The sequence below is a fragment of the Plantactinospora sp. BB1 genome (genome assembly GCF_003030385.1).
Classification (GTDB): domain Bacteria; phylum Actinomycetota; class Actinomycetes; order Mycobacteriales; family Micromonosporaceae; genus Plantactinospora.
In genome coordinates, this window is the sequence record NZ_CP028159.1 from 2,602,062 (window position 1) to 2,628,215 (window position 26,154).

Below are 26,154 nucleotides of genomic sequence, written 5' to 3' on the forward strand. Positions count from 1 at the left end.
CCCCCGCCCGTCAGACCTGGGCCGAGCGGGTCAGAGCGCCCGCAGCCCGGCGAGCACAGCCTCCAGCAGATCCTCCGAGGGCGCGTCCAGCACAGGTGGCTCGTGGGTGTCGATCAGACCCGCGTCCAGCAGATCGCCGAGCAGCACCCGTACGGTGCCGACCGGCAGGTCGAGCGCGGCGGCGATCTCCGCGACCGAGAGCGGCCGGCGGCAACTGGTGAGGATCTCCGACTGTTCCGGCGTCAGCTCGGCGCGCTGCGGCACCGGCCAGCGGGCCACCACCAGCGAGATCAGATCGAACTGTCCCCGGATCGGCTGCGTCCTGCCCCGCGTCATCGCGTACGGGCGGACCACCGGCCCGGCGTCCTGGTCGTACCAGGCGTCGTCGTGCCGACCTCCTGCACCGGTGCGCACCGCGTGTCACCCCCCGGTCAGGTCATCGGCCGGTACCGGAAAGGTGGGCAGGTGCGAGTCCGCCCGGCCGGCCGCCAACGCCACCTCGTACGCCATCTCGTCGACGTCGGCGTCCCCGGCGAACCGCACGGCCAGGATCGCGCCGCCCCGGGTCGCGGCCACGAAGAGGAACGCGCGGTGCATCTGCACGATGACCTGCCGCACCCCACCGGGGCCGGAATACCGGGCGGCGGCCTGGGCCAACGCCTGCAAACCGGCGACCACACTGGAGAGCTGGTCGGCGAGTTCGCCACCGACCCCCTGCGAGACCCCGAGCAGCAGCCCGTCGGGGGAGAGTGCCACGGCATGCTCGGCCGCCGAGACCCGGTCCACGAATTCGTCGAGTATCCGGACCAGGTTATCCGTCGTGACCACTGCGTGAGTCACCTGTCGTCCTCTCGCTGCTTTCGGGTTGGTCGGCACCGGGTGCCGGGAGCGCTACCGGCAGCTCCATCGTCGCCGACCAGTCGGTTGCGGCACGCCGGACGGGCGCGCCGTTCGGAGCGGGGCCGGCGGCCCGACTCGGGGTGCCGACCGGGGTGTCCGGGTCCGGACGGCGTACCCGAACCGGCAGAGCCGGGGCCGCCCCGGGTCGGGGCGCACCAGTCGACTGTCCGACGACGCCGCTGTCGGTCGGCCGCCCCGAGGCGGTGGTGGTGCCCGGGGCAGGAGTCGGTTCGGGCTCGGATGTCTCGACCAGCAGAGTAGCCGGCACCAGCACGATCGCGGCCGTACCGCCCCGGGGCCCGGCCGTCAATTCGACGGTGACGCCGTGCCGGCGGGCGAGCCGGCCGACCACGTACATCCCGACGGCGCCGTTGAGCGGCCCGGTGTTGGGCGTATCCCTGATCAACTCGTTGACGGCGTCCAGCTCGGCGGCCCCCCGGCCCACGCCGTCGTCGCTGACGATGATCGCCCGACCGTCGTCGCGTACCTCACCGGCGATCCGGACCGTGGTGGTCGGGGCCGACCCGGAGAGCGCGGCCTCGATGACCTCGGCGAGCAGGTGGATCAGGTCGGGCAGGGCCCGCCCGGCGACCGAACCGGACCAGTTCGGCGCCACGAGTACCCGTGGATAGTCCGACACCTCCGCCACCGCGCCCCGGACGACGTCGACCAGCGGCACCGGTCGCCGCCAGCGCCGGCCGGGCGTACCGCCGGAGAGGCTGATCAACTGTTCCACGTTGCGCCGGATCCGGGTGGCGAGGTGGTCGAGCCGGAACAGCTCGGCCAGCTCCTCGGTGTCGGTCTCCCGCCGCTCCATCGCGTCGAGCAGACCGATCTGCCGGTGCAGCAGGCTCTGGTTCTCCCGGGTCAACCAGACGTTGACCTCCCTGGCCCGCTGGTGTGCGGCGAGCCGGGCCGAGATCTGCGCGGCCCGTTCGGCCACCCGCTCGGTCTCCGCCTGCCGACGTCCGGTCTGCGCCACCAGCTGTTCCCGCTGGCTGGCGAGCCGCTTGCGTTGGGCGGCCAGCTCGGCCGCCCGGTCGGTCAGCTTGGCGGCCCGGTCGGTCAGCTTGGCGGCCCGGTCCCGCTGGGCGGCCAGTTCCGTCGCCAGGTCGTCCCGGGCACCGGCCAGCGCGGCGTTCTCGCTGCCCAGCTCGTCGAGCCGGGCGACGACCCGCCGGGTGCCGCGCAGGGTCAGTACGGCGGCGGCGACGAGTACCACCAGGCCGAGACCGCCGACCAGGCCGGCCCGGGCGGCCACCCCGGCCGCGCCCCGGGTGGCCCGGTCGACGCTGTCCCGGACCCCGACGGTGACCAGGGTCCGCAGCTCGGACAGGGCCGGTTCGGTCGCCGCCTGCCAGCGGGCGGGCTGGACCGGCGGGCTACCGCCGTCCCAGTCGGCCTCCAGCAGTTCCGTCTCGGCGGCGTGCAGGGTCGCGAAGACCGGACCGGTGACCAGTCGCTCGTAGCCGGCCCGCCCCGCCTCGGGCAGTCCGGCCCCCGCCTCGGCCCGGACGAACCGGGCCACCGCGACGAGGTCGACCAGTCGGGCGTGCTCCGCCTCGGTCAGCCGGGGCGAGGCGAGCGCCCCGGCCACCAGAGCGTCCTCCCGGGAGAGCAGCTCGGCGGCGCGGGAGAGCGCGAGGAGGGTACGGGTCTCCTCGATCAGGTCGCTGCGCCGGCTGGCCCACTGCGAGCCGTACACGGCGAAGCCGGCGTCGATGATGCTGCCGTACGACGCGGCGGCGCTGGCCCGGTCCACCCGGCCGCCGTCGACGTCGTCGCGGAGCGGCCGGAGGTCGTCCAGCCGCCGGACCAGTTCCGCCGCCCGCTCCCGGACCCCGCCAACAGTGATCAGCCGGAGATCCGTTCCCCCGGTGAACCGCCGCAGCGCCCCGACCGCCGCGTCGGTGCGGCTGCGCTGTTCGAGCAGGGCGGCCCGGTGCCGCCCCGGTGCCGCCAGCTCGACCATGCTGAGCCGGCGTTCCGCCTGGAGGGCCAGGATGAGCGCGTCGGTCGGCTGGCCGAGCTGGCTGCCGAGGGTACGGACCGCGAGCAGGTCCATCGCGTCCCGGGCGGTCAGGAAGGTGGCGTAACCCCAGAGCACGGTCAGCACGACCAGCAGGGCGGCGGCCTTGACCATGATCCGACTCGGCGTCGGCGTCGGCGTCGGCGTTGGCGGCGTTGGCGTTGGCGGCGCTACGGATGGTGGCTCGGGCGCCCCGGCCCCGCCGCGTCCGACCGTCCCAGCCTCGCCGCGCGCAGGCCCCGGTCCGGGGTCGGGCTTGCCGTCGGGTACCTGCCGCTCCGCCGGCCGAGGCCGGTTACCCGGGTGCTCCACCGGCCGTACCCTGTTGCCCGGCTGTTCTCCCGGCCGATTCGGGTCTGCCGGTCGTGCCACCGGTGGGGGCCGCTTGCCGCGCTGTTCCGGCGGCCGCGACCCGCTGCCCGGCTGTTCCGGTGGTCGTGGCCTGTTGCCCGGCTGTTCTGCTGGTCGCGGCCTGCCGGCTGGTTGTTCCGGTGGTCGTGGCCTGCTGCCCGGTTGTTCCGGTGGTCGCGGCCTGCCGCTCGGCTGTTCTGCTGGCCGTGGCCTGCCGGCTGGTTGTTCCGGTGGTCGTGGCCTGCTGCCCGGTTGTTCCGGTGGTCGCGGCCTGCCGCTCGGCTGTTCTGCTGGCCGTGGCCTGCCGGCCGACTGCTCCGGTGGCCGTGGCCTGCCGCTCGGCTGCTCGGTGGGGCGCGGCCGGTCGGGGTGCTGTTCTGCCGGCCGTGGCCGGTCGGCCGGCTGGTCCGCCGGACCCGACCGGTCGACCGGACCGTTCACCGGCACGGCGTCGGCGGGGGTAGGGAGCGCGCCCCCTCGCCGGAGCCCGGAGCCGAGCGCCGCTACCCGGCGCGCCGCCCCCTTCACCGTGCCGTCCGCTGTGGCCAGGGCGAGCCGGCCGGTCGACCGCCGGAGCGCTCCTCGACGATGGTGCGCAGCCTGGCCAGCAGCTCGCCACGGTTGGCGCAGTTCAGCCGCTGACGCATCCGGGCCACGTGATGTTCGACGGTCTTCGCCGAGATGAACAAACGGTCGCCGATCTGCTTGTACGTCAGGCCGCTGAGTACCAGCTCGGCGACCTCCCGCTCGCGCTCGCTGAGCCGGTTCTCCACCGGTACGGCGATCGCGTCCGCCACCTGGGCGGCTCCGGTACCCGTGGGCCGGGTCCCGCCCTTCGCCCCGGCCGGTCGGCCCTGGAGCATCCGCGCACAGTCCAGCAGGGTGGTCATCGCCTTCCGGTCGGAGGTGCGGATGGCGGCCTGACCGGCGAGCCGGGCGCCGTCCCAGCAGAGGCCGATGCCGTGCAGGCCCCGGGCGGCGGCCTCCACCCGGACCGGGTCGACGACGCCGCGCAGCACCTCGACCCAGCTCTGCCCGGCAGCGGCCACCACGGAGGCGTACCGGGTGTGGCCGGTGGCGGCGGCCAGCGCGGCGACGTGCTCGTCCGCCACCGCCGGCCGGTCGGCCAGGATCGCGGCGTGCAGGCAGCTCCAGTGCAGCGGAGTCGTCCACAGTGCTGGGTTGCCGAGCCGGGCGAGCAGGTCCCGGGCCTCGCCGAGATAGGGGGCGAGCCGGTCGAGTTCGCCGAGCCGGGCGGCGGCGATGGCGAACTCGCCGAGTGGCAGCAGCGTGAACAGGTCCACCGGGTGGCGTACCACCGCCTCCCGGGCGCGTTCCCAGCCGCGTTGCAAGGCCGGCAGGTCGCTGTTGCGGCGGGCGGTGCCGAGTTCCAGCGCGGCGGCGAAGATCAGGTCGCGGGACTCCAGCGGTACCGGGCCGGTGGCGACCGTCGCCAACTGCGCGGCGGCCTCGGTGGCCCGGCCCCGGACCATCAGTAGCCAGGCCTGGAGCAGCCGGTGCCGGCGGGCGGTCAACGTCGCGCCGAGCCCGGCGGCGACGGCCCGGTCCAGGGCGCGCTCGCCGATGTCCAGCTCACCGCAGTGCAGCGCCACCAGGGCGGCCAGCGCCGCCGGGGTCTCCGGCAGCAGGACCGACCGGCCGGCCGGTTCGAGCAGCGCGGACGCCTGCACCAGGGTGGAGAGCGCGGCGGTCGGCGGGCCGGAGAGGGTCTCCTTCAGTCCCCGGGCCATCAGCAGTGCCGCGCTGGCGAGCAGCGTCGGCGGACCGTCGGCGGGCGGATCGGCGAGGATCCGGTCGAGCTGGTCGACCCGGCCGGTGCCGGCCGCGCCGAGAGCCGCGAACGCCAGCGACGACGGGGTGCCGGACCAGCGGTACAGCTCGACCGCGCGATCGGTGTGGCCCCGGTGCACCAGCGCGGTCGCGGCGACCGCCGCCCCGTCGGCCCGGTCCGGCGAGTCCGGCGTGGCGATCAGCCGGTCGGCGAGCCGCAGCGCGGAGTCGAGGTCGGCGGAGAGCGCCGCCGCCATCGCCCGGCGGGCCGCGACGGGCCGCCCGGCCGCTCCGGCGACCGCGAAGAGCCGGGCCGCCAGCGCCGGGTCGTCGCCGAGCGCCTCGTCACCGGCGGCCTCCGCGACGCCGGGCGGGCAACTGCCGCCGAAACCGCCGTCGAGCATCGACCGGACCAGCGGGAGCACCCGCCCGCCGCGCTGTAGCTGCAACTCGGCCAGGCGCTGCCAGACCGCCGCCCGCTGGCTCGCCGGGCTGAGCGCGGCGATGGCGCGCCGGACGATCGGGGCGAGCCGGTCGTCCGGCCCGAGCAGCCCGGCGGCGCGGGCCGCCGCCAGCAACTCGTCCAGCTCGTCGGGCTGCCGGGAGAGCAGCGCGCCGAGCAGGTCGGTGGGGAGTGCCGGGCCGGCCGCCATCGCGAGCAGCAGCCGGCGTACCTCGATGTCGAGGTTCTCCAGCTCGGGCGCGAACTGGAGCAGCACCGAGCGGGGCACCTCCAGGGTCGGCGTCGGGCGCTCGGCACCGGTGGGCGGCCGCTCCGCGCGGGTGGGCCGGCGGTCGGCCAGGCGCAGCGCCCGGGCCAGCCACTCGACGAACCGGGGTACGCCGCCGGTCTGTTCCTGCACCAGCCGGGCGACCCCCGGCGGCACCGTCGACCCGTACGTGGTGCCGAGGTAGGCCGCGGTGCGCGCCTCGGTGAACGGGCCGGGCAGCACCGGCGGACCGCCCCGGTGCAGTACCTCGGCCAGCTCGGTCAGGCCGGCGGGGCGGGGCCAGGGCCGGAACGCGACCGCCAGCCGGGCCCGGCCGGTCTCGGCCAGCCGGCGCAGCTCGGCCAGGGCGGCGGCGTCGAGCAGGTGGGCGTCGTCGACGAGTACGACGCAGTCGGGGTCGCCGGAACCGGCCAGCTCCCGCCAGGAGTCCAGCACGGGTACGCCGGCCTGCCGGTAACCGCGACGCAGCCGGGCGAGTACGGCCGTCTTGCCGTGCCCGCCGGCCGCCTGTACGGCGGTGCAGAGCGGGGCCTGCGGGTCGGCGTCGACCCGGTTGAGGAAGGCGGTGGTCTGCTCGTCGAGTACGAGTGGGGTTTCGGTGTCGGTGCGCAGCATCACGTCGTCCTCACCGAGCCCACCCGTCCGGACAGTGTTCGCATCGGCAGTTCCAGCGGGGTGATCCGGATCGGTGGCCGGGGCGGCAGCGGGGGCCGTTCCTCGTCGTACCGGGCGGGTTCGCGGCCGTCGCCGGAGCGGCCGCGTTGCCGGCGGGCCGGTGGTTCGCCGCGCCGGGCGCCGGGTCGGGGCGGGCGCATCACCGGCGGGCGCGGCGGCGGCCGGTTGCCCCGCTGCCGGTCGAGGAGCTGGCAGCCGGCCACCGCCGCACCGGCCGCGACGGTGAGCTGCGGGTCGGCCTCGACCTCGACGGGTACCGGAAACCGGGCCGCGAGCAGTTCCCGCACCAGCGGGATCCGGGCCGAGCCGCCGGCCAGCAGGACCCCGTCGAGCTGGTGCGGTGCCAGGCCGCAGGACCGGACCGTACGGGTCAGCTCGTCCACGGTCAGCGTGACGGCGGGCCGGATCAGGTCTTCGAACTCGGTCCGGCTCACCGGCACCCGGGTCTGCCGGTCGGGGAGCCGGACCAGCACGTCGGCGGTGTCGGCGACGGTCAGTTCGGCCTTGGCCCGGCGGCACTCCCGGCGCAGGCCGAGCAGGGCGTGCCGGACCAGCGGGTCGGTCGGGTCGGCAAGTTCCTTGGCGAGGCTGGTGCGGACGTGCTCGACCAGCGCCTCGTCGAAGTCGGCTCCGGCGGGCGGTTCGGCGTCGGCCACCCCGCCGCGCAGGTCGAAGCCGAGCGGCTGGGCCCGGTCGACGACGGCGGTGGAGTAGGTCTGCCCGCCGAGGGTGTAGACGGCGAGGGTACGGCCGGAGAAGCCGTGTGCGGCGTGGCTGGCGGCGGCGAGGACCGGTGCGGGCAGCAGGGAGACGTCGGCGAGACCGACGTCCCAGAGCGCCTCGCCGAGCAGGTGTCGACGGTAGTCGCCCCAGCCGGCCGGGTGGCTGAGCACGATCCACTCCGGACGCTCGCGCTTCTGGTCGACGACCCGCTCGACCACCCACATCGCGAGCATGGCGGTGAGCGCCTGCGCCGAGCACGCCTCGCCGCCGACCAGCAGCGGTACGCCGTCGCCGATCCGGTTGCCGAAGTCGCGGGCGACCCAGCCGCTGTCGACGGGACCGTCGTACTCGTCGGGGTCGGCGACGGTGATCGACCGGTTGGTCGACATCAGCAGGACGGAGGGCACGGTGTGCCCGGCCGGCCCGAGCCGGACGGGTTCGGGGGGATCCCAGTTGCTGCCCCGGAGCCGGGCGACAGCGGCAGCCGTGGCGGTGCTGCCGATATCGATTCCGAGGACGTAGGGCATCCGACCATTCCTTCACCGCGAGTCATGACCCCGGGACGGCGCGTACCGTTTCGTGGCCTCACCGGGGACGACCCCGGGCGGCTGGGATCGCCCGGTGGGCCGTTAGGGAGTCATCTTTTCGTACCAGAGATCTATCCGCCATCGGGACCCTAACTCTGCCGGAACGCATCCCCTATGCCCCTAACGCAGATCTAAGGCGCGGCCCTAGCGAACCGGCCGGGCAACCCCGGCGTCGTCCCCGATGTCCGGCGCGGCCGATTCCGTCTAGCGTCTGCTTCAGACATCCGGCGGCGGTGCAACGCAGCGCGCCGCCGCCGGAGGCTCCACCCCCGCACCACCTGTGCCACACCCCGCACCACCTGCGCCACCTCAGACGGGTCCGCTCCCACCGGACGCGGATCCGTCGCCGCCACGACACCGCTCCGGACCCGCGCCGGGCGGCGACCGCACCGAGGAGACCGGCACATGGGCTCGCCCCAGACACTGCACGACTTCGTGCTGAACCTGCTGACCAACCCGGACGCCCGGTCGGCCTTCGAGATCGACCCGGAGGGCACGCTGCGCGACGCCGGGCTGGCGGACATCAGCGTCGCGGACGTCCAGGACGTGGTGCCGCTGGTCGTGGACTACGCGCCGGTGCAGGGCCTCACCTCGTTGGCGCCGGTCGGCGAGGACGTGGGCCTCGGTCAGTTCCAGCTCGACCCGGGCGGTGTCATCGGCCAACTCCAGAGCGTGGCCACGCAGCTCGGTGTCTCCACGCACTCGTCGGGTTCGGACGTCAGCGCGGCGACGCTGGGTGCGATCAGCGTCGCGCCGGGTGCGCTCGGCGGCGTCCTGCCGGGGCTCGGCACCGACCAGCTCTCCGACCCGCTGGGTCTGGTCGACCCGCTGGTGCCGACGGGTGTGGACGTCGCCGACACCCTCGACTCCGAGGTGGTGGAGCCGACGCTCACCGACACCACCGGCGTGGTCGGCACCCCCGAGGGCCTGCCCGGAAACGCCGTCGACGGCGGCCAGATCGGCCTGGTCGACTTCGCCGGTGACACCGTGCGGGGCACGCTGGACGACGTCACCGGGCTCGTCGACTCGCTCGGCGTCACCGGCACGGTTGGCGGGGTGACGGACACCGTCGGCGGCGTGACCGACACCGTCACCGGGGTCGGCGACGCACTCGACCTCGAACCACTCGGCTCCACCGGCACGCCGGTGCTCGAGGACACCACCTCCACGGTGTCCGACCTGACCGGCAGCCTCGGCAACACGCTCAGTGACACCACCTCCGGTGTCATTGGTGACAGCGGCACCGCCGGAGAAGTAGACGCCTCCACCTCCGGCGGCCTCCTGGGAATCACGGACGACCTTCTCTGAGCGCGGGAAGTCCGTGAGGCCCACCGAAGGCCGGACCGTGGTCCCACGGTCCGGCCTTCGGTCCTCTTGATAATTCCGGCGCAACCGGCACACTTGGTGCGGTGATGGCGCCCAGTTGGCTTGACGTACTCGACGAGATCGTGCGGGTTTCCGGCGCGCACGGTCGGGGCGACCTGATCTCCTGGCTTCGGCGTCGACGAGCCCAGTTGCTGGACCCGAGGCTGCGGGTGCTGATCGTGGGCGAACCCAAGCAGGGCAAGAGCCAGCTCGTCAACGCCCTGCTCAACGCCTCGGTCTGCCCGGTCGGAGACGGGATCAGCACCACCATCCCGACCGTGGTCGGGCACGCCGAGGCGCCGACCGCCGCGCTCGTCTGGAGCCCCCCGCAGGCACCGGAGCAGCTGGGGCGGCCGGTGGACGGCTCCGATCCGCAGCGCCCCGCCGGCCGGCGACGAGACGCCCCACCGGGGCCACCGGAGCGGACCGGTCCGGCCGGCCAGCCCCTGCCGGGTGCGCGCCCCGGCACGGCGGTGCCCGGCCCGGCGCAGCGGATCGCCGTACCGATCGAGCAGATCGTGGCGCGGATCAGCGGCCGCAGCGGCGGGATCGGCGACGTACCGGCCGGCTCGGCGGACGGCGGTGGGCGTACGGTCGGCGGCGGGACGCTGCGCCGACGCCCGGGCGGTGGGCTGGAGCACGCCGAGATCGGCATTCCCCGGGCGCTGCTCGCCTCCGGGCTCGTCCTCGTCGACACGCCGGGGGTGGACGGCACGGACCCGGGTCGGGCGATCAGTCCGGCCGCCACCCCGAACCAGGCCGACCTGGTGCTGCTGGTCTCGGACGTGACCCGGGAACTCTCGGTCGCCGAGCTGAATCTGCTGCTGCACATCGCGCAGTCGCACGCCAACCTGGCCGTGGTGCAGAGCAAGATCGACCTGGTGCCGCACTGGCGTACGGTGGTCGAGCGCAACCGGCAGCACCTGGCCGACGCGGGCGTACCGGCGGCGCTGATCCCGGTCTCCGCGACGCTGCGCCTACAGGCGGCCCGGAGCAACGACAAGCAGCTCAACGCCGAGTCGCACTTCCCGGAGCTGCTCAACCGGATCAAGCGCGACCAGGCCGGCAAGGCCGACGCGCTGGCCCGGGCGGCGGTGGCGCACAGCGCCCGGACCGTACTCGAGCAGCTCGCGGCGCCGCTCCGCGCCGAACTCGCGGTGTCGAAGGAAATCGACGTCGAGCGGTCCGGCCCGATCACGAAGCTGCACGCCGCCCAGCGCGAGGTGGACGAGTTGCGCCGCTGCTCGGTGCGCTGGCAGAACACCCTGAACGACGAGATGGCGGACCTGATCTCCGACGTCGAGTACGACCTGCGCGACCGTACCCGGCAGATCCTGCGCAAGGTGGACGAGGCGTTCGACAAGGCCGACCCGCTGACCGGCTGGGACACCTTCCAGGAGTGGCTGACCGAGAACCTCACCGACGCGGCGGAGGCGAACTACGCCTGGCTGGCCGAGCGCTGCGGCTGGATCGCCAACCGGGTCGCCAGCCAGTTCGACCGGTACGGCTTCGACGCGCTGCCGAGCTGGTCGGTACGGGTACCGGAGAACCTCAGCGACCGGATCCAGATCATGGAGCAGCCGACGGTGGAGAAGTTCACCCGGACCCAGAAACTCGTCACCGGCCTGCGCGGCTCGTACGGCGGTGTGCTGATGTTCGGCCTGGCCACCACGCTGGCCGGGATGCCGCTGATCAACCCGATCTCGCTCGGCGCCGGCGCGCTCTTCGGCGGCAAGAGCGTCCGCGACGAGGGAAAGTCGCTGCTCAAACGCCGGCAGGCGGCGGTCAAGACGGCGACCCAGCGGCACGTCGACGACTTCTTCCTCCGGCTGAGCAAGGACTGCAAGGACACCGCCCGGCAGGTGCAGCGGATGCTCCGGGACCACTTCACCGCGCTGACCGAGGAGTTGCAGGAGGGCATCGTGCGGTCGTTCCGGACCGCGAAGCAGGCGGCCGAGGCCGACGCGGCCGAGCGTGACCAGCGACAGCGCCGGATCGCGCTGGAGATGAAACGCCTCGCCGACCTCTACGAGAAGGCGCAGGCGCTGGCCGGCGCGCAGTCCCTCGGCGCCGCGCGCAGCAACCTGGAGTCCGGGTCCGTCAGCCCGAACGGGGGTGGGCTCGGGTGAGCCGGGTGGGCCGGCTGGACGAGGCGGCCTGGGGGTTGGTGCACGAGGCGCTGGAGGTCTACGGCAACGACCCCCGGGCGGTGGAGCAGTTGCACCGGCAGTTCGCCCGGTTCGAGGAGCCGCTGCGGATCGCCGTCGCCGGGCCCTGGCGATCCGGCAAGTCGACGCTGGTCAACGCCGTGATGGGCGAGGCGGTCGCACCGGTCGAGGTGGCCGACGGCCGCCAGGTCTTCACCTGGTACGAGGACGGGCCGGAACCCCGGGTCACCGCGTACCCGGCCGGGGGCGCGCCCCGGGACCTCGCGGTGACCCGTACCGCCAGCGGGATGCGCGTCGACCTCGGCGGCGGGCGGTGGGACCAGGTCGACGACATCGTGGTGCAGTGGCCGACCCGGGCGCTGCGGCACGCCGTACTGATCGACACTCCGGCGGTCAGCCACCGACCCGACGATCGGACGGTCGGCGAGGATGCCGGGGGCGGGCGGGGGCGGCTGGCGCTCGCGGCGGGGCCGACCGCCGGTGGGGACGCCGAACTGGTCGGCGGTGCCGGTGGCGGCGCGGCCACCGTGCAGCGGATCGTGCACGAGGCCGACGCCGTGCTCTATCTGAGCCGGGACGGCAGCGGGGACGACCTGCGGCCGTTCCAGGCGGCACAGCCGGGCTCGGTGGCCCGGGCCGCGCCGGTGAACGTACTCCTGGTGCTGTCCAGGGTGGACGAACTCGGCGGCGGCCGGGTCGACGCGCTGCTCACCGCCCGGCAGCTCGCCCGCCGGCACCGCCGCGACCCGAGGGTCAACGCCCACTGCCTGAGCGTGGTCGCGCTCGGCGGGCTCGTCGCGCTCGCCGGCCGGATGCTGAGCGAGTCCGAGTACGCCGCGCTGGCCGCGCTGGCCGGGCTGCCCCGGGCGGAGACGGACCGGCTGCTGCTCTCCACCGACCGCTTCCTGGCCGCCGAATTCCCGATCCCGCTCGACGTGGAGATCCGGCGCCGGCTGCTCGACCGGCTCGGCATCTTCGGGGTACGCCTGTCGACCACGCTGGTCCGGACCGGCTCGGACAGCCGGGCCCGGCTCGCCGCCGAGCTGGTCCGGCGCAGCGGCCTGACCGAGCTGCGCGAGTCGATGGCCCGGTACTTCGTCGACCGCGCCCCGGTGCTGAAGGCCCGGGCGGTGCTGATGGCGCTGGAGTCGCTGCTCCGGGCCGAACCCCGGCCGGGCGCCGCCGAGCTGCTGGCCCGGCTGGAACAGGTACTGGCCGGCGCGCACGAGTTCCGCGAGCTGCGGCTCTCGGCCGCGCTGCTCGGCGGGCAGCTCCGGTTCGACCCGGAGCTGGCCGCCGAGGCCAACCGGCTGATCGGCGGGGACGGGGCGAGCCTGGCGGCCCGGCTCGGCGTGGAACACGACGTCACCGGAGACGAGCTGTGGGCGCGCGGCTCGGCGGCGGTACGCCGCTGGCAGGAGCTGGCCGAGGACCCGCTGCGCGGCGTCGACCAGCGGCGCGCCGCCCGGGTCGTGGTACGCAGCTGCGAGGGGATGCTCGCCGAGATCTCCTGACCTCCGGCCAGTGCCCGGGGATCGCGCGTCGTCGCACGCCCGACCCCCGGGATCATCCGCTACGGGTTCGTCATCGCCTGTCGGCCTCGCGGAGCATCGCGTCGGTCTCGGGGTCGGGCATGATCTCCCGGACCTCTTGGGCACAGCGGCAGGCGGCGGCGATCTTGGCAGCCCAGGTCAGCGCCTCTTCGTGTGCAACCACATCGACGACCACGAACCCGCCGACGACCGCCTTGGTCTCCGGGTAAGGCCCGTTGGTGACCGTCCCGTCCGTGGCCACGATGCTCGCCCGCTGCCGCTCCAGTCCGCCGCCGAACACGAACACGCCGGCGTTCACAGCCTCCTGCATCACCGCGTGCGCGGCCTTGCCCACGTCGGGCATCTCCCCGGCGGGGATGTGGTCCATCGCGCCGTCGTCGAACGAGATCAGGTATCGGGTCATCCCAGAACTCCCTTGTTCCGGCGGCCTCCTCCGGCCACCGTCACCTGTGCTACGAACGACCCGTCCCGAAACCGACGCCCTGCCAGAAAGTTTCTCCACGGGACTTCCGTCGTTCGACGCTAAGAACCCTGGGTGACCTCGGTGACGAAGGTCCGCCATGCGGCTGGTGCGAAGGCGAGTACGGGGCCGGTGGTGTCCTTGCTGTCGCGTACGGCGACGATGCCGGGCAGGTTGCGGGCGACCTCGATGCAGTTCCCGCCGTTGGGGCTGCTGCGCGTGCTCTTGCGCCATTGGGCGCCGGTCAGGTTCATTTGCCGTCCCATCCCTGGCTACGGACGGTGTGTGACCTCGGTCACGAAGGCCCGCCATGCGGTCGGTGCGAAGGCGAGTACGGGGCCGGTGGTGTCCTTGCTGTCCCGTACGGCGACGATGCCGGGGAGGTTGCGGGCGACCTCGACGCAGTCTCCGCCGTTAGTGCTGCTGCGCGTGCTTTTCCGCCACTCGGGGCCGGTCAGGTTCATAACTGTTCCATCCTTGCCTACGGGCGGTGTGTGACCTCGTTTACGAAGGTCCGCCATGCGGCTGGTGCGAAGGCGAGTATGGGGCCGGTGGTGTCCTTGCTGTCGCGTACGGCGACGATGCCGGGCAGGTTGCGGGCGACCTCGACGCAGTCTCCGCCGTTAGTGCTGCTGCGCGTGCTTTTCCGCCACTCGGGGCCGGTCAGGTTCATAACTGTTCCATCCTTGCCTACGGGCGGTGTGTGACCTCGTTGACGAAGGCCCGCCATGCGGCTGGTGCGAAGGCGAGTACGGGGCCGGTGGTGTCCTTGCTGTCCCGTACGGCGACGATGCCGGGGAGGTTGCGGGCGACCTCGACGCAGTCTCCGCCGTTGGGACTGCTGCGCGTGCTCTTGCGCCACTCGGCTGCGGTCAGGTTCATAGCTGCTCCATCACCCTCGTGATCAACTCGGTCGACTGCGGAACTGGCAACGCACCGCCCCGGATCGCATCCCATGCCCGACGCAACTGCAACACTTCGGCGGCCTGCTCGACCACCTTTCCGCGCAACTGGCTGTCGATGTAACCGACGTCTGCATTGCTGGGCAGGGTCGCCACCACGAACGGTCCACTGAGCCCAAGGTACGCCCCGACGCTGTCGGGTACTACCTGTATCTGCACCAGAGGGGTGGTGCTCAGCTTGAGCAGATGCGCCATCTGTTCCCGCATCACCTCGCGGCTACCAATGACCCGACGGATCACGGATTCGTCCACGATCGAGATGACCTGAGGCGGATCGTCGCGGGTCAGGATGGACTGTCGATCGAGCCGCTCCTTGACCTTCTGCTGAAGTTGCTCGGCGGTGAGTAGGCCGACGGCGAGCACCGCGCGTGCGTAGGCCTCGGTCTGGAGCAGGCCGGGTAGCACGGCGTTCTGGAAGGAGCGCAGGGCGACCGCCTCGCGCTCGTGGTCGATCCACTCGCGCAGCCAGGTCGGCGCGCCGAGTTTGGCGACGAGGCGTTCGTAGACCCCGCCGGTCTTCAGGGCACGGTCGGCACCGGCGATGAAGTCCATCGTCAGGGCGCGGGTCCGGTTCTCGACGGCACTGACGTGGGATGCGGAGAAGTTCGCCAACCGGCCGAACGCCTCCTGGGTCATCTTGGCCGCCTGCCTGCCCTGGCGGATCTCGACAACGATGAAGGCGGCCAGTGGTTCCGGTACTTCGATCATCAGAATTCCCCAGGATGTAGATCAATTATTCACGGCTATTCAATGGCATTCAGGCGTCTGAGAGATTGGCCAGCGCTATCCATAGACGCACGCCATCTTCCCAGCGTAGGGGCTATGCGTCCAGGGTGGAACCGAACATTTCCGCGCGGTCCTCGGGCTGTCGCGGTGACGTGAAAAGTCCGACCGATGTGGTGGTGGCGGAATGGCCAACCAGCACGTCGGCTCCGGCACATTCCACCGTCGGATTTTTCTTCGGAAGGCAGGGCAGCATGAGAATCGGTCGCGGGACGAAGCCGTATCACCGCCGGAACTGGCGTCGGCTCTGGCGGTACTGCCGGTGTGGCCTCCGCTGGCGGTGTCCGGACTCGGTCGACCTGGTGCCGATGCCGTACGCGCCGGTGGTGCCGCCGTTGACCGGCGCGACCTACCGGGCCGCTCGTCGCGCCGAGGCCCGGGCGCCGTCGCCCCAGGACGTGCCGGCCCCGCCGATCCGGTACCGGGGGGACAACCGCCGCCCCGGCCGGGACACGCCGAGCCGCGTACATCTGCGCAACGGGCGCACGGGTGCGCTGGAGCCGGGACGAGTCACGCGTGCCCGGCACGGTACGCGGGTGTGACAGGTGATCGGGCCGCAGGAACGCTGGTACCGGGCTGCACGACGGATGCGGCGGCGGTACCCGACCGGCCGGCACCTGCCGGCGCCGGCGTACCGCTGCCGGACCTGTGCCGACCCGTGGCCGTGTGCGCCGGCCCGGTTGGCGCTGCTGATCGGTTTCCGGGGTGACCGGGTGGGACTGCTGATGTACCTGGCCGCGCACCTCGTCCGGGCGCTGGAAGCGCTGCCCGACACGCATCCGGCGCTGGTCACCGGCCAGATCCTCTACTGGGTCCCGCGCCGTCGCTGACCGCTCCGCTCCGCTCCGTGACCCGACCGGCCCGCTCCCGGTTCGCCACCTTCCCTTGGGCGGCGAACCGGGGCGGGCCACACCGCCTACGACCGGAGTGCGGTCACATCCGGTCCGGGGTGGCGATGCCGAGCAGGTGCAGGCCCTGCCGGAGTACCCGGGCGGTCAGGTCGCAGAGGACCAGCCGGCTCTCCCGGACGGCCGGCTCGGCGCGGAGTACCGGGCAGTGCTCGAAGAAGCCGCTGAACGCGACCGCGACCGCGTGGAGGTGACCGGCGAGGCGGTGGAACTCCAGGGTCCGGTCCACGGCGTCGACGACCGCGCCGAAGTCCAGCAGTTCGAGCGCGAGCGCCCGCTCGGCCGGCTCGACCACCCTGACCGGTACGCCCTCCGGTGCCGCCCGGCCGGCCCGCCGGAAGATGGAGCGGATCCGCGCGTGCGCGTACTGGAGGTAGGGGGCGGTGTTGCCGGAGAGCCCGAGCATCCGGTCCCAGTCGAAGACGTAGTCCCGGGTCCGGTCGCTGGCCAGGTCGGCGTACTTCACCGCGCCGATGCCGATCGCCCGGGCCAGTTCGAGCACCGCGTCCGGAGTCAGGTCGGGGTTCTTCTGCCGGACCAGCGCCGCCGCCCGGTCGACGGCCTCGTCGAGCAGTTCGACCAGCTTCACCGAGTCGCCGGCCCGGCTGGCCAGCTTCCGGCCGTCCGGGCCGAGGACCAGCCCGAAGCCGACGTGTTCGGCCCGGGCCGGTGGCCGCAGCCAGCCCGCCTGCCGGGCGACCGCGTAGACCATCTCGAAGTGCTGCCGCTGCGGCAGCCCGACGACGTAGAGCAGCCGGGTGGCGCCGAGTTCCCGGGTCCGGTACCGCAGCGCGGCGAGGTCGGTGGCGGCGTAGCCGTACCCGCCGTCCCGCTTGCGCACGATGAGCGGCACCGGTTCGCCGTCCCGGCCGGGGAAGCCGGGTGGGAAGGCGCAGGCCGCGTCGCCGCTGTCGACGAGCAGGCCGAGCCGGTCCAGTTCGTCGGTGACCGGGCCGAGCATCGGGTTGTAGTGGCTCTCGCCGACGAAGTCCGCCCGGGTCAGCAGCACGTCGAGCCGGTCGTAGACGGCCAGGAAGTACGACTCCGACTCCTCGACCAGCAGCCGCCACAGCCGCAGCGTCGCCTCGTCCCCGCCCTGTAGCGCCACCACCCGCTCGCGGGCCCGCCGCCGGAACGCCTCGTCGGCGTCGAACTTGACCCGCGCTCCCTTGTAGAACGAGTCCAGGTCGCCGATCGACAACTCGGCGACGGCGGTGGACTCGCCGAGGTCGAGCAGGTGCTCGATCAGCATCCCGAACGGGGTGCCCCAGTCGCCGAGGTGGTTGGCCCGGACGACCCGGTGCCCGAGCCACTCCAGCAGCCGGGCGACGGCGTCGCCGATGATGGTCGACCGGAGGTGCCCGACGTGCATCTCCTTGGCCACGTTCGGCGCCGAGTAGTCCACCACCACCGTCTCCGGGGTGGTCACGGTCGGCACGCCGAGCCGGGGGTCGGCGGCCATCCTCGACAGCAGCGTGCCGAGCAGGTCGTCCGCGACCGTGAGGTTGACGAATCCGGGGCCGGAGATCGTCACCGACGAGCACAGGTCGACGAGTGCGGCGTGCTCGACCACCTCGGCGGCGATCTCCCGGGGCGGCCGGCCGAGCCGGCGGGCCAGCGGCAGCGCCGCCTCCGCCTGGAAGTCGGCGTGCCGGGAACGCCGGACCGCCGGGTCCACCGGGCCGCCGGCCAGCGCCGCGAACGACGGCGCCAGCCGGTCGGTGAGCAGCCTTTCGAGATTCATCCAGGTACGCCTCTCTGGCTCCGGTCCGCGTGGCGGACGGGACGGAGCGGACTGATCGGCGTACGGGGATACCGGCGGATCGGTCCGCCGGCAGTGATCAGGTGGTCAGCTCAGGCGGCCTCGGCGGGCTCGGGAACGAGCCACCGGACGCCGTCGGTCCACGGTCGGGGCGGACCCGGACGCGGGCACCACCCGACCGGGCAGGTCGGGGTACGCGCTACCGGCGGAACTGGCCACGGATCCAGGCTAACCGGATCGGCGCCGTGGGCGTACCCGATATCCGGGCCACCGACCCGGGGCCCGCCGCCCGTCGTCGTCGTGGCCCGGTCAGCCGATGTTGTTGCGCAGCGGGATGTCGCGGATCGTCGACCAGGTCAGCGCCAGGCAGGTGACGAAGGAGGCCAGCCCGACGGCGACCGCCAGCGCCAGCGACCCGGGCGGGTTCGACTCCAGGATCCGGCCGACCACCGGCAGCCCGAAGTCGGCGCCGATCATGGCCTGGGTGAGCAGGATCAGCCCGGCACCCACCGGGATGCCGATCAGCAGGCCGCCGGCCTCCCACCGGTAGTAGGCGGCACCGATGAACGCCCCGCCGGCCAGCCAGACCAGGAACTCCAGGGCGTACTCCAGGAAGACCAGGTGCAGTTGGGTCGGCTCGCCGAACAGGTGGGTCCGGTCCAGCGCCTGCTCCCAGCCGGCGAGCGAGTAGACCCCGGTCTCGATCAGGTAGCCGACCACCAGCAGGGCGGAGAGGAACGGGGCCAGCAGGGTCACCGTGACGGCCGCGTGTACGCCGAACCGGCGTCGGGTCTGCCCGTGCGCCACGTACAGCGGCAGGAACTCGCGGATGAGCGCGATGCCGACGAAGAGCACGTACCAGCGCGGCAACACCGCGGCCTTCTCCCAGGCGCTTGCGGTCACCCGGCCGAAGACGGCGATGCCCAGCACGATCACCGCGACCACGGCGAGGAAGCCTGCCCAGAGCATCGAGGCGTGCACCATGGTGCTGGCCAGCAGGCGGCTGGGGAATCTCATCGGGGCCCTCCGGTCAGGTGCACGAACAGGTCCTGCATGGCGATGGGTTCGAGTTCCAGCCCGGCTTCGGCGGCGGCGCGGCGCTGGGTCTCGTCCAGTTCGCCGTAGACCATCGCCGACTTGGTCGGCCCGAGTTCCCGGCTGCCGAGCACGGTCAGTCCGGCGGTGAAGGTGTCGACCTGCCCGGCGGGTCCGGTGACGGCGCTGCCCCGGGCGAGCAGGCTCTCGGTCTCCTCGTGCACCACCAGCCGGCCCCGGTCGATGATGACGACCTCCTCCAGGAGCGGGGCGACCTCCTCGATCAGGTGCGCGGAGAGGACGATGGTGCGCGGATGCCGCATGTAGTCGGCGAGCAGCGCCTCGTAGAAGGCGTACCGGGACGGCACGTCCATGCCGAGGTACGACTCGTCGAAGATGGTCAGCGGGGCCCGGCTGGCCAGCCCGACGACGACGCCCAGTGCCGAGCGCTGCCCCCTGGACATCTCGCCGACCCGCGCCTTCGGCTTCAGTGCGAACCGGTCGAGCAGGCTGCGGGCGTACTCGCCGTCCCAGGTGGGGCGGAGCCACTCGGCGAAGTAGATCGCGTCCGCCACGGTGCCGATCCGGGTCGTCTCGCCGCCGTCCCGGATCATGACGATCTGTCGGGTGACGGCGGCGTTCTCGAAGACGGGCCGGCCGTCGATCCGGACCCGGCCGGCGGACTCCCGGCGGAAGGCGGCCAGCACGGAGAGCAGACTCGTCTTGCCCGAGCCGCTGCGGCCGAGCAGCCCGTAGATCTTCCCGCCGGCCAGGCTGAAGGTGAGACCGTCCAGCGCGGTGGTGTGGCCGTAGCGCAGCACCAGCTCCTCGACGTCGATCCTCATCGCCCGTCCCGCTCCTCGATGCGGCGGATCACGTCGCGCAGCGGGATGCCGATCGCCCTGGCCTCGGCGATCATCGGTTCGACCACGTCTGCGAAGAACCCTTCGCGGCGCTGGGCCCGGAGCGTGTCCCGGGCGTCCGGGCTGACGAACATGCCGATACCTCGCTTCTTGTAGAGGACGCCCTCCTCGACCAGTTGTTGGAAGGCCTTGGCGGCGGTCGCGGGGTTGATCCGGTAGAAGGCGGCGTACTGGTTGGTCGACATGACCTGGTCGTCGGCCTTCAGCGTGCCGCTGAGCACGTCGGCCTTGATCCGGCTGGCGATCTGGCGGTAGATCGGGCTCCGGTCGTCGAACATGTCAACCTGCTTCTTGGGTTCTTTACTCTACCGAAGAACCATAGAAGCCCTCGGTCGTCGCCGTCAACGCCGGTGAACCGACGGCGGGAAAAATCCGTAATCCGCTGGCAGTGGCCCGGTCTGCTGAGCGGGCGACTGGCGTCCCCGGTGCCCTCGCACGGGTACGCCGACCGATGGGAGGAAGCCAGTATGTCCGGAACCGGCCACAGTGGAGCCGACACCGGTGGCCTCGGCCCGGGCCGCGCCGCCGTTCCGGGTGCCGTTCCCGGTGCCGGTCCGGGTGCCGGCTCGAACCGTCCGGCGGCCGTTCCGGCCCGCTCGTCGGGCCGGTCCCCGGCGGCCGGAGCACGGCGGTTGGTCGGGCCGGTCGCGGTCGCGGCGGCGCTCGCCGTACTGGTGGCGGCGGTGCTGGTGGCGGTGCGGCTGACCGAACAGGCCGAACCATCCACTCCGGACGTCGCCACCGCCGACCTCGCCGGAGCACCTGTCGTCGCCACCACCGCCACCGTCACGCCCACGGTCACCGGGGGCACCCCGACGCCGCGCCGGGGCACGCCGACGCCGAAGCCGCGTACGTCGATCCGGCCGGCCGCACCGGCGGGTGGTCCGGCGCGCACTTCCGACAAGAAGGGCGTGGCGGTCTGGAACTTCCCCGGCGTCAGCCCGGCGCTGGCGAACTCGAAGGCGAGCTGGTACTACACCTGGGCCAGTCACCACCAGGGGGTCGAGACGCCCCGGGGCGCGGAGTTCGTACCGATGATCTGGGGTCGGGACAACGTCGACAGCGGCACCCTGGCCCAGGCGAAGGCGGCCGGGCCGTACCTGCTGGGGTTCAACGAGCCGGACATGGCCGGCCAGGCCGACATGAGCGTGGACGAGGCGCTGCGGCTCTGGCCCAGGTTGCAGGCGACCGGTGCCACCCTGGGCAGCCCGGCGGTCGCCTTCGGCGGGGCAACCCCCGGCGGCTGGCTCGACCGGTTCATCTCCGGCGCCAGGGCGCGCGGCTACCGGGTCGACTTCATCGCCCTGCACTGGTACGGGGGAGACTTCGTCACCGCGAACGCGGTGAACCAGCTCAGGCAGTATCTCCAGGCGGTGTACCAGCGTTACCGGTTGCCGATCTGGCTCACCGAGTTCGCCCTGATCGACTTCTCCAACGGCGGTACCCGGTTCCCCGGCGAGCAGCAGCAGGCCGCCTTCCTGACCGCCGCCACCAGGATGCTCGGCGGGCTCTCCTATCTGCACCGGTACGCCTGGTTCGGGCTGCCCGCCACCGACCGGGACCGCACCGGGCTGTTCCGCGGCGGCGACCAGCCGACGGCCGTGGGCCGGGCGTTCCAGGCCGCCGGCTGAACCCGGGCGCTGTTGCCGGACAACCTCGCCGGCAGGTCCGCATCGCCCGGGAAACCGCTCGACGGTACGGCCGGCGAGCAGCCGGCCCGCCTTTCAGCGCTGCTCCGAAACGCCTTGAGGGTTGTGGCCACCTCCGGGCTTATCCTGGGCGGATGCGCCTGACAACCCTCAACTCGGCGGTCCCGGCCCGGTGAGCCGGCCGGAACGGAGGCTCCGCCCCGTCGATCTCGCCCGGCTGGCCGGCATCTCCACCCAGCAGGTCCGCAACTATCTCGACGCCGGGGTGCTGCCCCCGGCACCCCGGAGCGCCTCGGGATACCGCCAGTTCGACGAGCGGCACCGCCGGGCGCTGCTGACCTACCGGGCGCTGGCCCGGGGGTACGGCTGGGACGTCGCCCGGTCGATCATGCACGCGGTGCACGCCGGGGACCTGCCGTCCGCGCTCGCCCTGGTCGACGCCAGTCATGCCGGGCTGCACGAGGAGCGCCGTGCGCTCGCCGAGGCCGCCACCGCGCTGGAGACGGTCGCCGGGCAGCAGACCGAGCCGGCGACGGTGTCCCGGCTGACGCTGCGGATCGGCGAGCTGGCGGCCCGACTGGGTGTGCGTACGTCGGCGCTGCGGGTCTGGGAGGCCGCCGGCCTGCTCGTACCGGAGCGGGAACCGGGTACCGGGTACCGCCGGTTCGGCCCGGCCGAGATCCGGGACGCCCAGATGATCAGCATGCTCCGGCGGAGCCGCTACCTGCTGCCGCAGATCCGGCCGATCCTCGACGGTCTGCGCCGCACCGGGAGTACGGCGGCGCTGCGGGCCGCGGTGCAGCGCCGCCGGCTGGAGCTGACCGAGCGGGCCACCGCGATGCTGGAGGGGTCGAGCCGGCTGCACGACTACCTGGGCATCGCACAGGGCGAGAGTGACGAGCCAGCCACCTGAGCAGCGTGCCCGGGTAAGAGGAGGCGAGCGGCGATCCGGCGGCCGGTACCGGAGGGTTAGGCTGCCGGACGTGGAATCCGTGCCGTTCCTCGTCGCCGGCCGGCCGACCCGGGGCGGCGATCCGCTCGTGGTCCGGCATCCCGACGGTCGCGAGGTCGGCCGGACCAGTCACGCCGACCCGGAGCAGGTCGAGGCGGCGGTGGCCGCCGCCGCCGAGGTGGCGGAGCGGGCAGCCGCCCTGCCGGCGCACGTCCGGGCCGACGCCCTGGCGCACGTGTCGCGCCGGCTCGCCGAGCGGGCCGAGGAGATCGCCCGGCTGATCACGGCCGAGAGCGGCAAGCCGGTCAGGTGGGCGCGGGTCGAGGTGGCCCGCGCGGTCGCCACCTTCCGGTGGGGCGCCGAGGAGGCCCGGCGCTGGTCCGGCGAGCTGCAGCGGTTGGACACCGAGCCGGCCGGGGAGGGGCGGGTCGCGCTTGTCCGCCGGCTGCCCCGGGGCCCGGTGCTCGGCATCACGCCGTTCAACTTTCCGCTGAACCTGGTCGCGCACAAGGTCGCCCCCGCGCTCGCGGTCGGGGCGCCGATCGTGGTCAAGCCGGCCCCGGCGACCCCGCTGACCGCGCTGCTCCTCGGCGAGCTGCTGGCCGAGGTGACCGAGCCGGACGGCCCGGGCAGCGGCCTGCCGGCCGGGATGTGCTCGGTGTTGCCGCTGCCGAACGACCGGGCCGGTGAACTGGTCCGGGATCCCCGGCTGCCGGTGGTGTCGTTCACCGGCTCCGGGCCGGTCGGTGCGGCGATCCGGCGGTCGGTGCCGGAGAAGCACGTCACGCTGGAGCTGGGCGGCAACGCCGCCGCGGTGGTCTGCGCGGACTGGGCCAGCACCGACGACCTCGACCACGCCGCGCGCCGGATCGCCACCTTCGGCAACTACCAGGCGGGGCAGAGCTGCATCGCGGTACAGCGGGTCTTCGTGCACGAGTGGCTGCTCGACGGCTTCCTGCCCCGGCTGGTCGCGGCGGTCGCCGCATTGCACACCGGGGATCCGGCCGACGAGGCGACCGAGGTCGGGCCGCTGATCGACGAGGCCGCGGCCCGGCGCGTCGAGAGCTGGGTGGACGAGGCGGTGGCGGCCGGTGCCACCGTCGAGCTGGGCGGCCGCCGGGACGGCCCGCACTACACGCCGACGGTGTTGACCGGGGTACGACCGGAGTGCCGGGTCAACACCGAGGAGGTCTTCGGGCCGGTCCTGGTGGTGGCGCCGGTGCCGGACGACGCGGCCGCGTTCGCCGCGGTCAACGACTCGGCGTACGGGTTGCAGGCCGGGGTCTTCACGCACGACCTGCGGACCGCGTTCGCGGCGTACCGGACGTTGCGGGTAGGTGGCGTGATCGTCGGCGACGTGCCGTCGTACCGGGCCGACCAGATGCCGTACGGCGGGGTGAAGGGCAGCGGCGTCGGCCGGGAGGGGGTACGCAGCGCGATGGAGGACTACACCGAGTCCCGGGTGATGGTGCTGGGCGGGATCGAGTGGTAGCGCGGCCGCCGGAGTTCTCCACCGTCTCCGCCGCGATCGAGATCCCGGGCACGGTCGCCGAGGCGGAGGCGGTGCAGGACCGGCTGCGCCCGCTGGTCGACCTGACCGGGCCGGGGCCGGCCGCACCCCGCACGGTGGCCGGGCTCGACGTGGCGTACGCCGAGGACGGCGACCGGCTCGCCGCCGCGGTGACCGTGCTGGACCCGGCCACCCTGGAGGTGCTGGACACGGCGGTGGCCACCGGCCGGGCCGCCTTCGACTACGTACCCGGGCTCTTCGCCTTTCGGGAGCTGCCCGCCCTGCTGACCGCGCTCGCCCGGCTGACCGTCGAGCCGGAGCTGCTGGTCTGCGACGGGCACGGGCTCGCCCACCCGCGCCGGTTCGGGCTCGCCTGTCACCTGGGCGTGCTCACCGACCGGCCGGCGATCGGCGTCGGCAAGACGCCGCTGGTCGGGACGTGGAGCGGGCCGGACCGGCGGCGCGGGTCCTGGGCGCCGCTGGTCGACGGTGCCGAGCAGGTCGGCCGGGTGTTGCGGACCCGGGACGACGTGCGGCCGGTCTTCGTCTCGGTGGGGCACCGGATGGACCTGGACAACGCCTGCGCCCAGGTGCTCCGGCTCACCCCGGCCTACCGGTTGCCGGAGACCACCCGGCAGGCGGACCGGCTCTGCCGGGCCGAACTGCGCAGGTTCGCCGGGGTGTGACGGCGGGAGCCGTCCGCCCGCTTCCTGTGCCGATGGGGTCGGCTCCGGCAGCCGGAGGATTCGGCGCGGCGCCGGCCGGGCATGAGAGAGGACGGTTGCCGCTGCACCGGTAGCCTGTGCCCGGATCTGCACTGCGACGAGCGAGGTGATCATGTCGGTACGGCGTGGCGCGACCTGGCTGGGAACCGTCGGTCTGCTGGTCGGTACGACGGTGTCACTCGCCGCCGCCCCGGCCGTGGCCGAGGGCGAATCGGTACGCGTCCGCGCGCCGAGTTCGATCAGCGCGGGCGGCTCGCCGGCCTCGGTGACGGTGAACGTCTCGATGCGCGGCGGCGGCTGTGTGAACGTCCGTACCGTGCTCGGGGTGCACCTGCCGGGGTTGACCGCCGACCGGGTCGAGGTGCGGGTCGCCGCCGACGGTGACTGGCGCCGGGTGCCGGTCTCGGAGGGCGCGAACGGGCTGGTCGTCGGGGAGCGCACCGCACCGGACAAGCCCGAACTCTGCGCCCGGAAGAGCGTCTCCAGCCGGTACCGGGTGAGCCTGGCCGAGGGCGCGCCCGCCGGCCGGGTGACCCTGCTCGCCGAGGCGTACGGGGCGGGTGGCCGGCTGCTCGGCCGGGACACCGACTCGGCCCGGCTGACCGGCCGGACCGGAGACGCCCCGGCGACGCAGCGTACTCCCGAGCTGGTGATCCCGTCGGCGACGCCGCAGGCCACCGAGGAGCCGGCCGCACCGGCCACCGAGGAGGTCGCGGCGGCCCTGCCGGCGCAGCCGGTCGCCGCCGAGGACGAGTCCGGCGGGTCGCTCGGGCTGGGCGGCATGGTGATGGTGGTCGGCATCGTGATGGTCGGGATCGGGATCGCCCTGATGGTGCTCCTGATCCGGCGGAGCCGGGCGGAGCGTGGCCGGGTGGCCGTGGCGTCCGGGGACGATGCGGAGAAGACCGCCCGGATCATCGTGCTCGGCGCGGAGCGGACCACCCGGATTCCCCCGGCGGACCCGACGGCCCGGAACGCGCCGGTGGGCCCGGTCTTCCGCAGTGCTGCCGGTGCCGGCCGTGCCCCGGGTGACGGTGCCGGTCCGGTCGGCGCCGCCGGACCCCTGCCCGGCACGCAGCCGGTCGGCGGGGTCGGGCCGGTCGGCGGGGTCGGGCCGGTCGACGGGGTCGGTGCGGCGCCGGGTGGCGTGTCGGCGGTCGGTGACCAGACCCTGATCCTGCCCGCCTCCGGCGCGGTTCTGCCGCGACCGGCCACCTCGACGCCGCCCCGGCAGCCGGGAACGCTCCCGGCCCAGGTGGTGCCGCCGGCCGGAACCGGTTCGGCGACCCCCGGCGAGGTGCCGGCCCGACCGGAGACTGCGCCGGCCCGACCGGAGACTGCGCCGGCCCGACCGGAGGGTGTGCCGCCCCGGCCGGACGGATCCGTACCGCCGGAGCAGCCCCCGGCCGGCGGACCCGACGCGACCCTGATCCTGCCGCCGTCCCGGCGTCCCCAGCGGTAGTCCGCCGATGCCGCTGCCAGCCGGGCGTGTCGGGGTCGGCCCGCCCTCGCCGAACAGGGCTGACAGCGGCTGTTCGCTTGCCGGTGGATCGCCTTGGGGCGGGGCGTGGCGTCCGGCTCCGATACGCTCAGGCCGTTGACCGAATGTCCG

The 26,154-nt window shown here is 73.7% G+C and carries 24 protein-coding genes; 9 read left to right on the top strand and 15 right to left on the bottom strand.

The features are described from left to right. Nucleotides 1-30: 30 nt before the first annotated feature. The 5 genes from C6W10_RS11220 to C6W10_RS11240 all read right to left on the bottom strand — a co-directional run bounded on the left by C6W10_RS11220 (nucleotide 31) and on the right by C6W10_RS11240 (nucleotide 7,727). On the bottom strand, nucleotides 31-414 hold the full coding sequence (locus C6W10_RS11220) for a DUF742 domain-containing protein (protein WP_304598537.1): 384 nt from the start codon (nucleotides 412-414) through the stop codon (nucleotides 31-33). Between the two features lie 6 nt (nucleotides 415-420). Next, nucleotides 421-828, bottom strand: a complete 408-nt coding sequence (locus C6W10_RS11225; RefSeq protein ID WP_234359483.1) for a roadblock/LC7 domain-containing protein — start codon at nucleotides 826-828, stop codon at nucleotides 421-423. Then, nucleotides 812-3,043, bottom strand: coding sequence for a nitrate- and nitrite sensing domain-containing protein (locus C6W10_RS11230; RefSeq protein WP_107258011.1), 2,232 nt, complete (start codon nucleotides 3,041-3,043; stop codon nucleotides 812-814). The genes C6W10_RS11225 and C6W10_RS11230 overlap by 17 nt, the downstream gene beginning before the upstream one ends. A gap of 761 nt (nucleotides 3,044-3,804) precedes the next feature. Continuing rightward, the gene (locus tag C6W10_RS11235; protein WP_107258012.1) at nucleotides 3,805-6,417 is read right to left on the bottom strand and encodes a helix-turn-helix transcriptional regulator; all 2,613 of its coding nucleotides are present in this window, start codon (nucleotides 6,415-6,417) and stop codon (nucleotides 3,805-3,807) included. Further along, nucleotides 6,417-7,727: an Hsp70 family protein gene (locus C6W10_RS11240; RefSeq protein ID WP_107258013.1), complete on the bottom strand. Its 1,311-nt coding sequence runs from the start codon at nucleotides 7,725-7,727 to the stop codon at nucleotides 6,417-6,419. The genes C6W10_RS11235 and C6W10_RS11240 overlap by 1 nt, the downstream gene beginning before the upstream one ends. A gap of 465 nt (nucleotides 7,728-8,192) precedes the next feature. Here C6W10_RS11240 and C6W10_RS11245 point away from each other — a divergent pair, with 465 nt between their 5' ends. The 3 genes from C6W10_RS11245 to C6W10_RS11255 all read left to right on the top strand — a co-directional run bounded on the left by C6W10_RS11245 (nucleotide 8,193) and on the right by C6W10_RS11255 (nucleotide 12,834). Continuing rightward, complete coding sequence (locus tag C6W10_RS11245; RefSeq protein WP_107258014.1) at nucleotides 8,193-9,095, top strand: IniB N-terminal domain-containing protein; 903 nt, start codon at nucleotides 8,193-8,195, stop codon at nucleotides 9,093-9,095. Nucleotides 9,096-9,199: 104 nt separating this feature from the next. Further along, nucleotides 9,200-11,281 (top strand): GTPase, encoded by a 2,082-nt coding sequence (locus tag C6W10_RS11250; protein ID WP_107258015.1) that lies wholly within the window; start codon nucleotides 9,200-9,202, stop codon nucleotides 11,279-11,281. Next, the gene (locus tag C6W10_RS11255) at nucleotides 11,278-12,834 is read left to right on the top strand and encodes a hypothetical protein (RefSeq protein ID WP_107258016.1); all 1,557 of its coding nucleotides are present in this window, start codon (nucleotides 11,278-11,280) and stop codon (nucleotides 12,832-12,834) included. The genes C6W10_RS11250 and C6W10_RS11255 overlap by 4 nt, the downstream gene beginning before the upstream one ends. A gap of 70 nt (nucleotides 12,835-12,904) precedes the next feature. Here C6W10_RS11255 and C6W10_RS11260 read toward each other — a convergent pair whose 3' ends face one another. The 6 genes from C6W10_RS11260 to C6W10_RS11285 form a co-directional block, all read right to left on the bottom strand. After that, on the bottom strand, nucleotides 12,905-13,276 hold the full coding sequence (locus C6W10_RS11260) for a YciI family protein (RefSeq protein WP_107258017.1): 372 nt from the start codon (nucleotides 13,274-13,276) through the stop codon (nucleotides 12,905-12,907). Between the two features lie 119 nt (nucleotides 13,277-13,395). Then, a complete protein-coding gene (locus tag C6W10_RS11265; RefSeq protein ID WP_107258018.1) occupies nucleotides 13,396-13,587 on the bottom strand; it encodes a DUF397 domain-containing protein in 192 nt (63 codons plus the stop codon). A gap of 18 nt (nucleotides 13,588-13,605) precedes the next feature. Further along, the gene (locus tag C6W10_RS11270; RefSeq protein ID WP_107258019.1) at nucleotides 13,606-13,797 is read right to left on the bottom strand and encodes a DUF397 domain-containing protein; all 192 of its coding nucleotides are present in this window, start codon (nucleotides 13,795-13,797) and stop codon (nucleotides 13,606-13,608) included. Nucleotides 13,798-13,814: 17 nt separating this feature from the next. Beyond that, nucleotides 13,815-14,006, bottom strand: coding sequence for a DUF397 domain-containing protein (locus C6W10_RS11275; RefSeq protein ID WP_107258020.1), 192 nt, complete (start codon nucleotides 14,004-14,006; stop codon nucleotides 13,815-13,817). A gap of 17 nt (nucleotides 14,007-14,023) precedes the next feature. Then, nucleotides 14,024-14,215 carry a DUF397 domain-containing protein gene (locus tag C6W10_RS11280; protein ID WP_107258021.1) on the bottom strand — a complete coding sequence of 64 codons (192 nt, stop codon included), beginning with the start codon at nucleotides 14,213-14,215 and terminating at the stop codon, nucleotides 14,024-14,026. Next, nucleotides 14,212-15,003 carry a helix-turn-helix transcriptional regulator gene (locus C6W10_RS11285; RefSeq protein ID WP_107258022.1) on the bottom strand — a complete coding sequence of 264 codons (792 nt, stop codon included), beginning with the start codon at nucleotides 15,001-15,003 and terminating at the stop codon, nucleotides 14,212-14,214. The genes C6W10_RS11280 and C6W10_RS11285 overlap by 4 nt, the downstream gene beginning before the upstream one ends. Before the next feature lie 620 nt (nucleotides 15,004-15,623). Between C6W10_RS11285 and C6W10_RS11295 the strand changes: the two genes are divergently transcribed. Next, nucleotides 15,624-15,908, top strand: a complete 285-nt coding sequence (locus C6W10_RS11295; protein WP_234361702.1) for a hypothetical protein — start codon at nucleotides 15,624-15,626, stop codon at nucleotides 15,906-15,908. A gap of 103 nt (nucleotides 15,909-16,011) precedes the next feature. Here the strand turns inward: C6W10_RS11295 and argS are convergent, their stop codons facing one another. From argS to C6W10_RS11315, 4 genes are all read right to left on the bottom strand, one after another. Beyond that, on the bottom strand, nucleotides 16,012-17,730 hold the full coding sequence (argS, locus tag C6W10_RS11300) for an arginine--tRNA ligase (protein ID WP_107258025.1): 1,719 nt from the start codon (nucleotides 17,728-17,730) through the stop codon (nucleotides 16,012-16,014). 327 nt (nucleotides 17,731-18,057) lie between these two features. Next, nucleotides 18,058-18,765: a hypothetical protein gene (locus tag C6W10_RS11305; protein WP_107258026.1), complete on the bottom strand. Its 708-nt coding sequence runs from the start codon at nucleotides 18,763-18,765 to the stop codon at nucleotides 18,058-18,060. After that, nucleotides 18,762-19,628, bottom strand: coding sequence for an ATP-binding cassette domain-containing protein (locus C6W10_RS11310; RefSeq protein WP_107258027.1), 867 nt, complete (start codon nucleotides 19,626-19,628; stop codon nucleotides 18,762-18,764). The genes C6W10_RS11305 and C6W10_RS11310 overlap by 4 nt, the downstream gene beginning before the upstream one ends. Next, nucleotides 19,625-19,984, bottom strand: a complete 360-nt coding sequence (locus tag C6W10_RS11315) for a GntR family transcriptional regulator (RefSeq protein WP_107258028.1) — start codon at nucleotides 19,982-19,984, stop codon at nucleotides 19,625-19,627. Before C6W10_RS11315 ends, C6W10_RS11310 begins: the two co-directional genes overlap by 4 nt. Nucleotides 19,985-20,173: 189 nt before the next feature. Between C6W10_RS11315 and C6W10_RS11320 the strand changes: the two genes are divergently transcribed. From C6W10_RS11320 to C6W10_RS11340, 5 genes are all read left to right on the top strand, one after another. Next, the gene (locus C6W10_RS11320) at nucleotides 20,174-21,337 is read left to right on the top strand and encodes a glycoside hydrolase family protein (RefSeq protein ID WP_107258029.1); all 1,164 of its coding nucleotides are present in this window, start codon (nucleotides 20,174-20,176) and stop codon (nucleotides 21,335-21,337) included. A gap of 190 nt (nucleotides 21,338-21,527) precedes the next feature. Continuing rightward, nucleotides 21,528-22,268 carry a MerR family transcriptional regulator gene (locus tag C6W10_RS11325; protein ID WP_107258030.1) on the top strand — a complete coding sequence of 247 codons (741 nt, stop codon included), beginning with the start codon at nucleotides 21,528-21,530 and terminating at the stop codon, nucleotides 22,266-22,268. Between the two features lie 70 nt (nucleotides 22,269-22,338). Beyond that, nucleotides 22,339-23,799 (top strand): aldehyde dehydrogenase family protein, encoded by a 1,461-nt coding sequence (locus C6W10_RS11330; protein WP_107258031.1) that lies wholly within the window; start codon nucleotides 22,339-22,341, stop codon nucleotides 23,797-23,799. A gap of 41 nt (nucleotides 23,800-23,840) precedes the next feature. Continuing rightward, entirely contained in the window at nucleotides 23,841-24,503 is a 663-nt protein-coding gene (gene nfi, locus C6W10_RS11335) for a deoxyribonuclease V (RefSeq protein ID WP_199853482.1), read from the top strand. Between the two features lie 151 nt (nucleotides 24,504-24,654). Then, complete coding sequence (locus C6W10_RS11340) at nucleotides 24,655-26,004, top strand: hypothetical protein (protein ID WP_159104543.1); 1,350 nt, start codon at nucleotides 24,655-24,657, stop codon at nucleotides 26,002-26,004. Nucleotides 26,005-26,154: the final 150 nt, after the last annotated feature.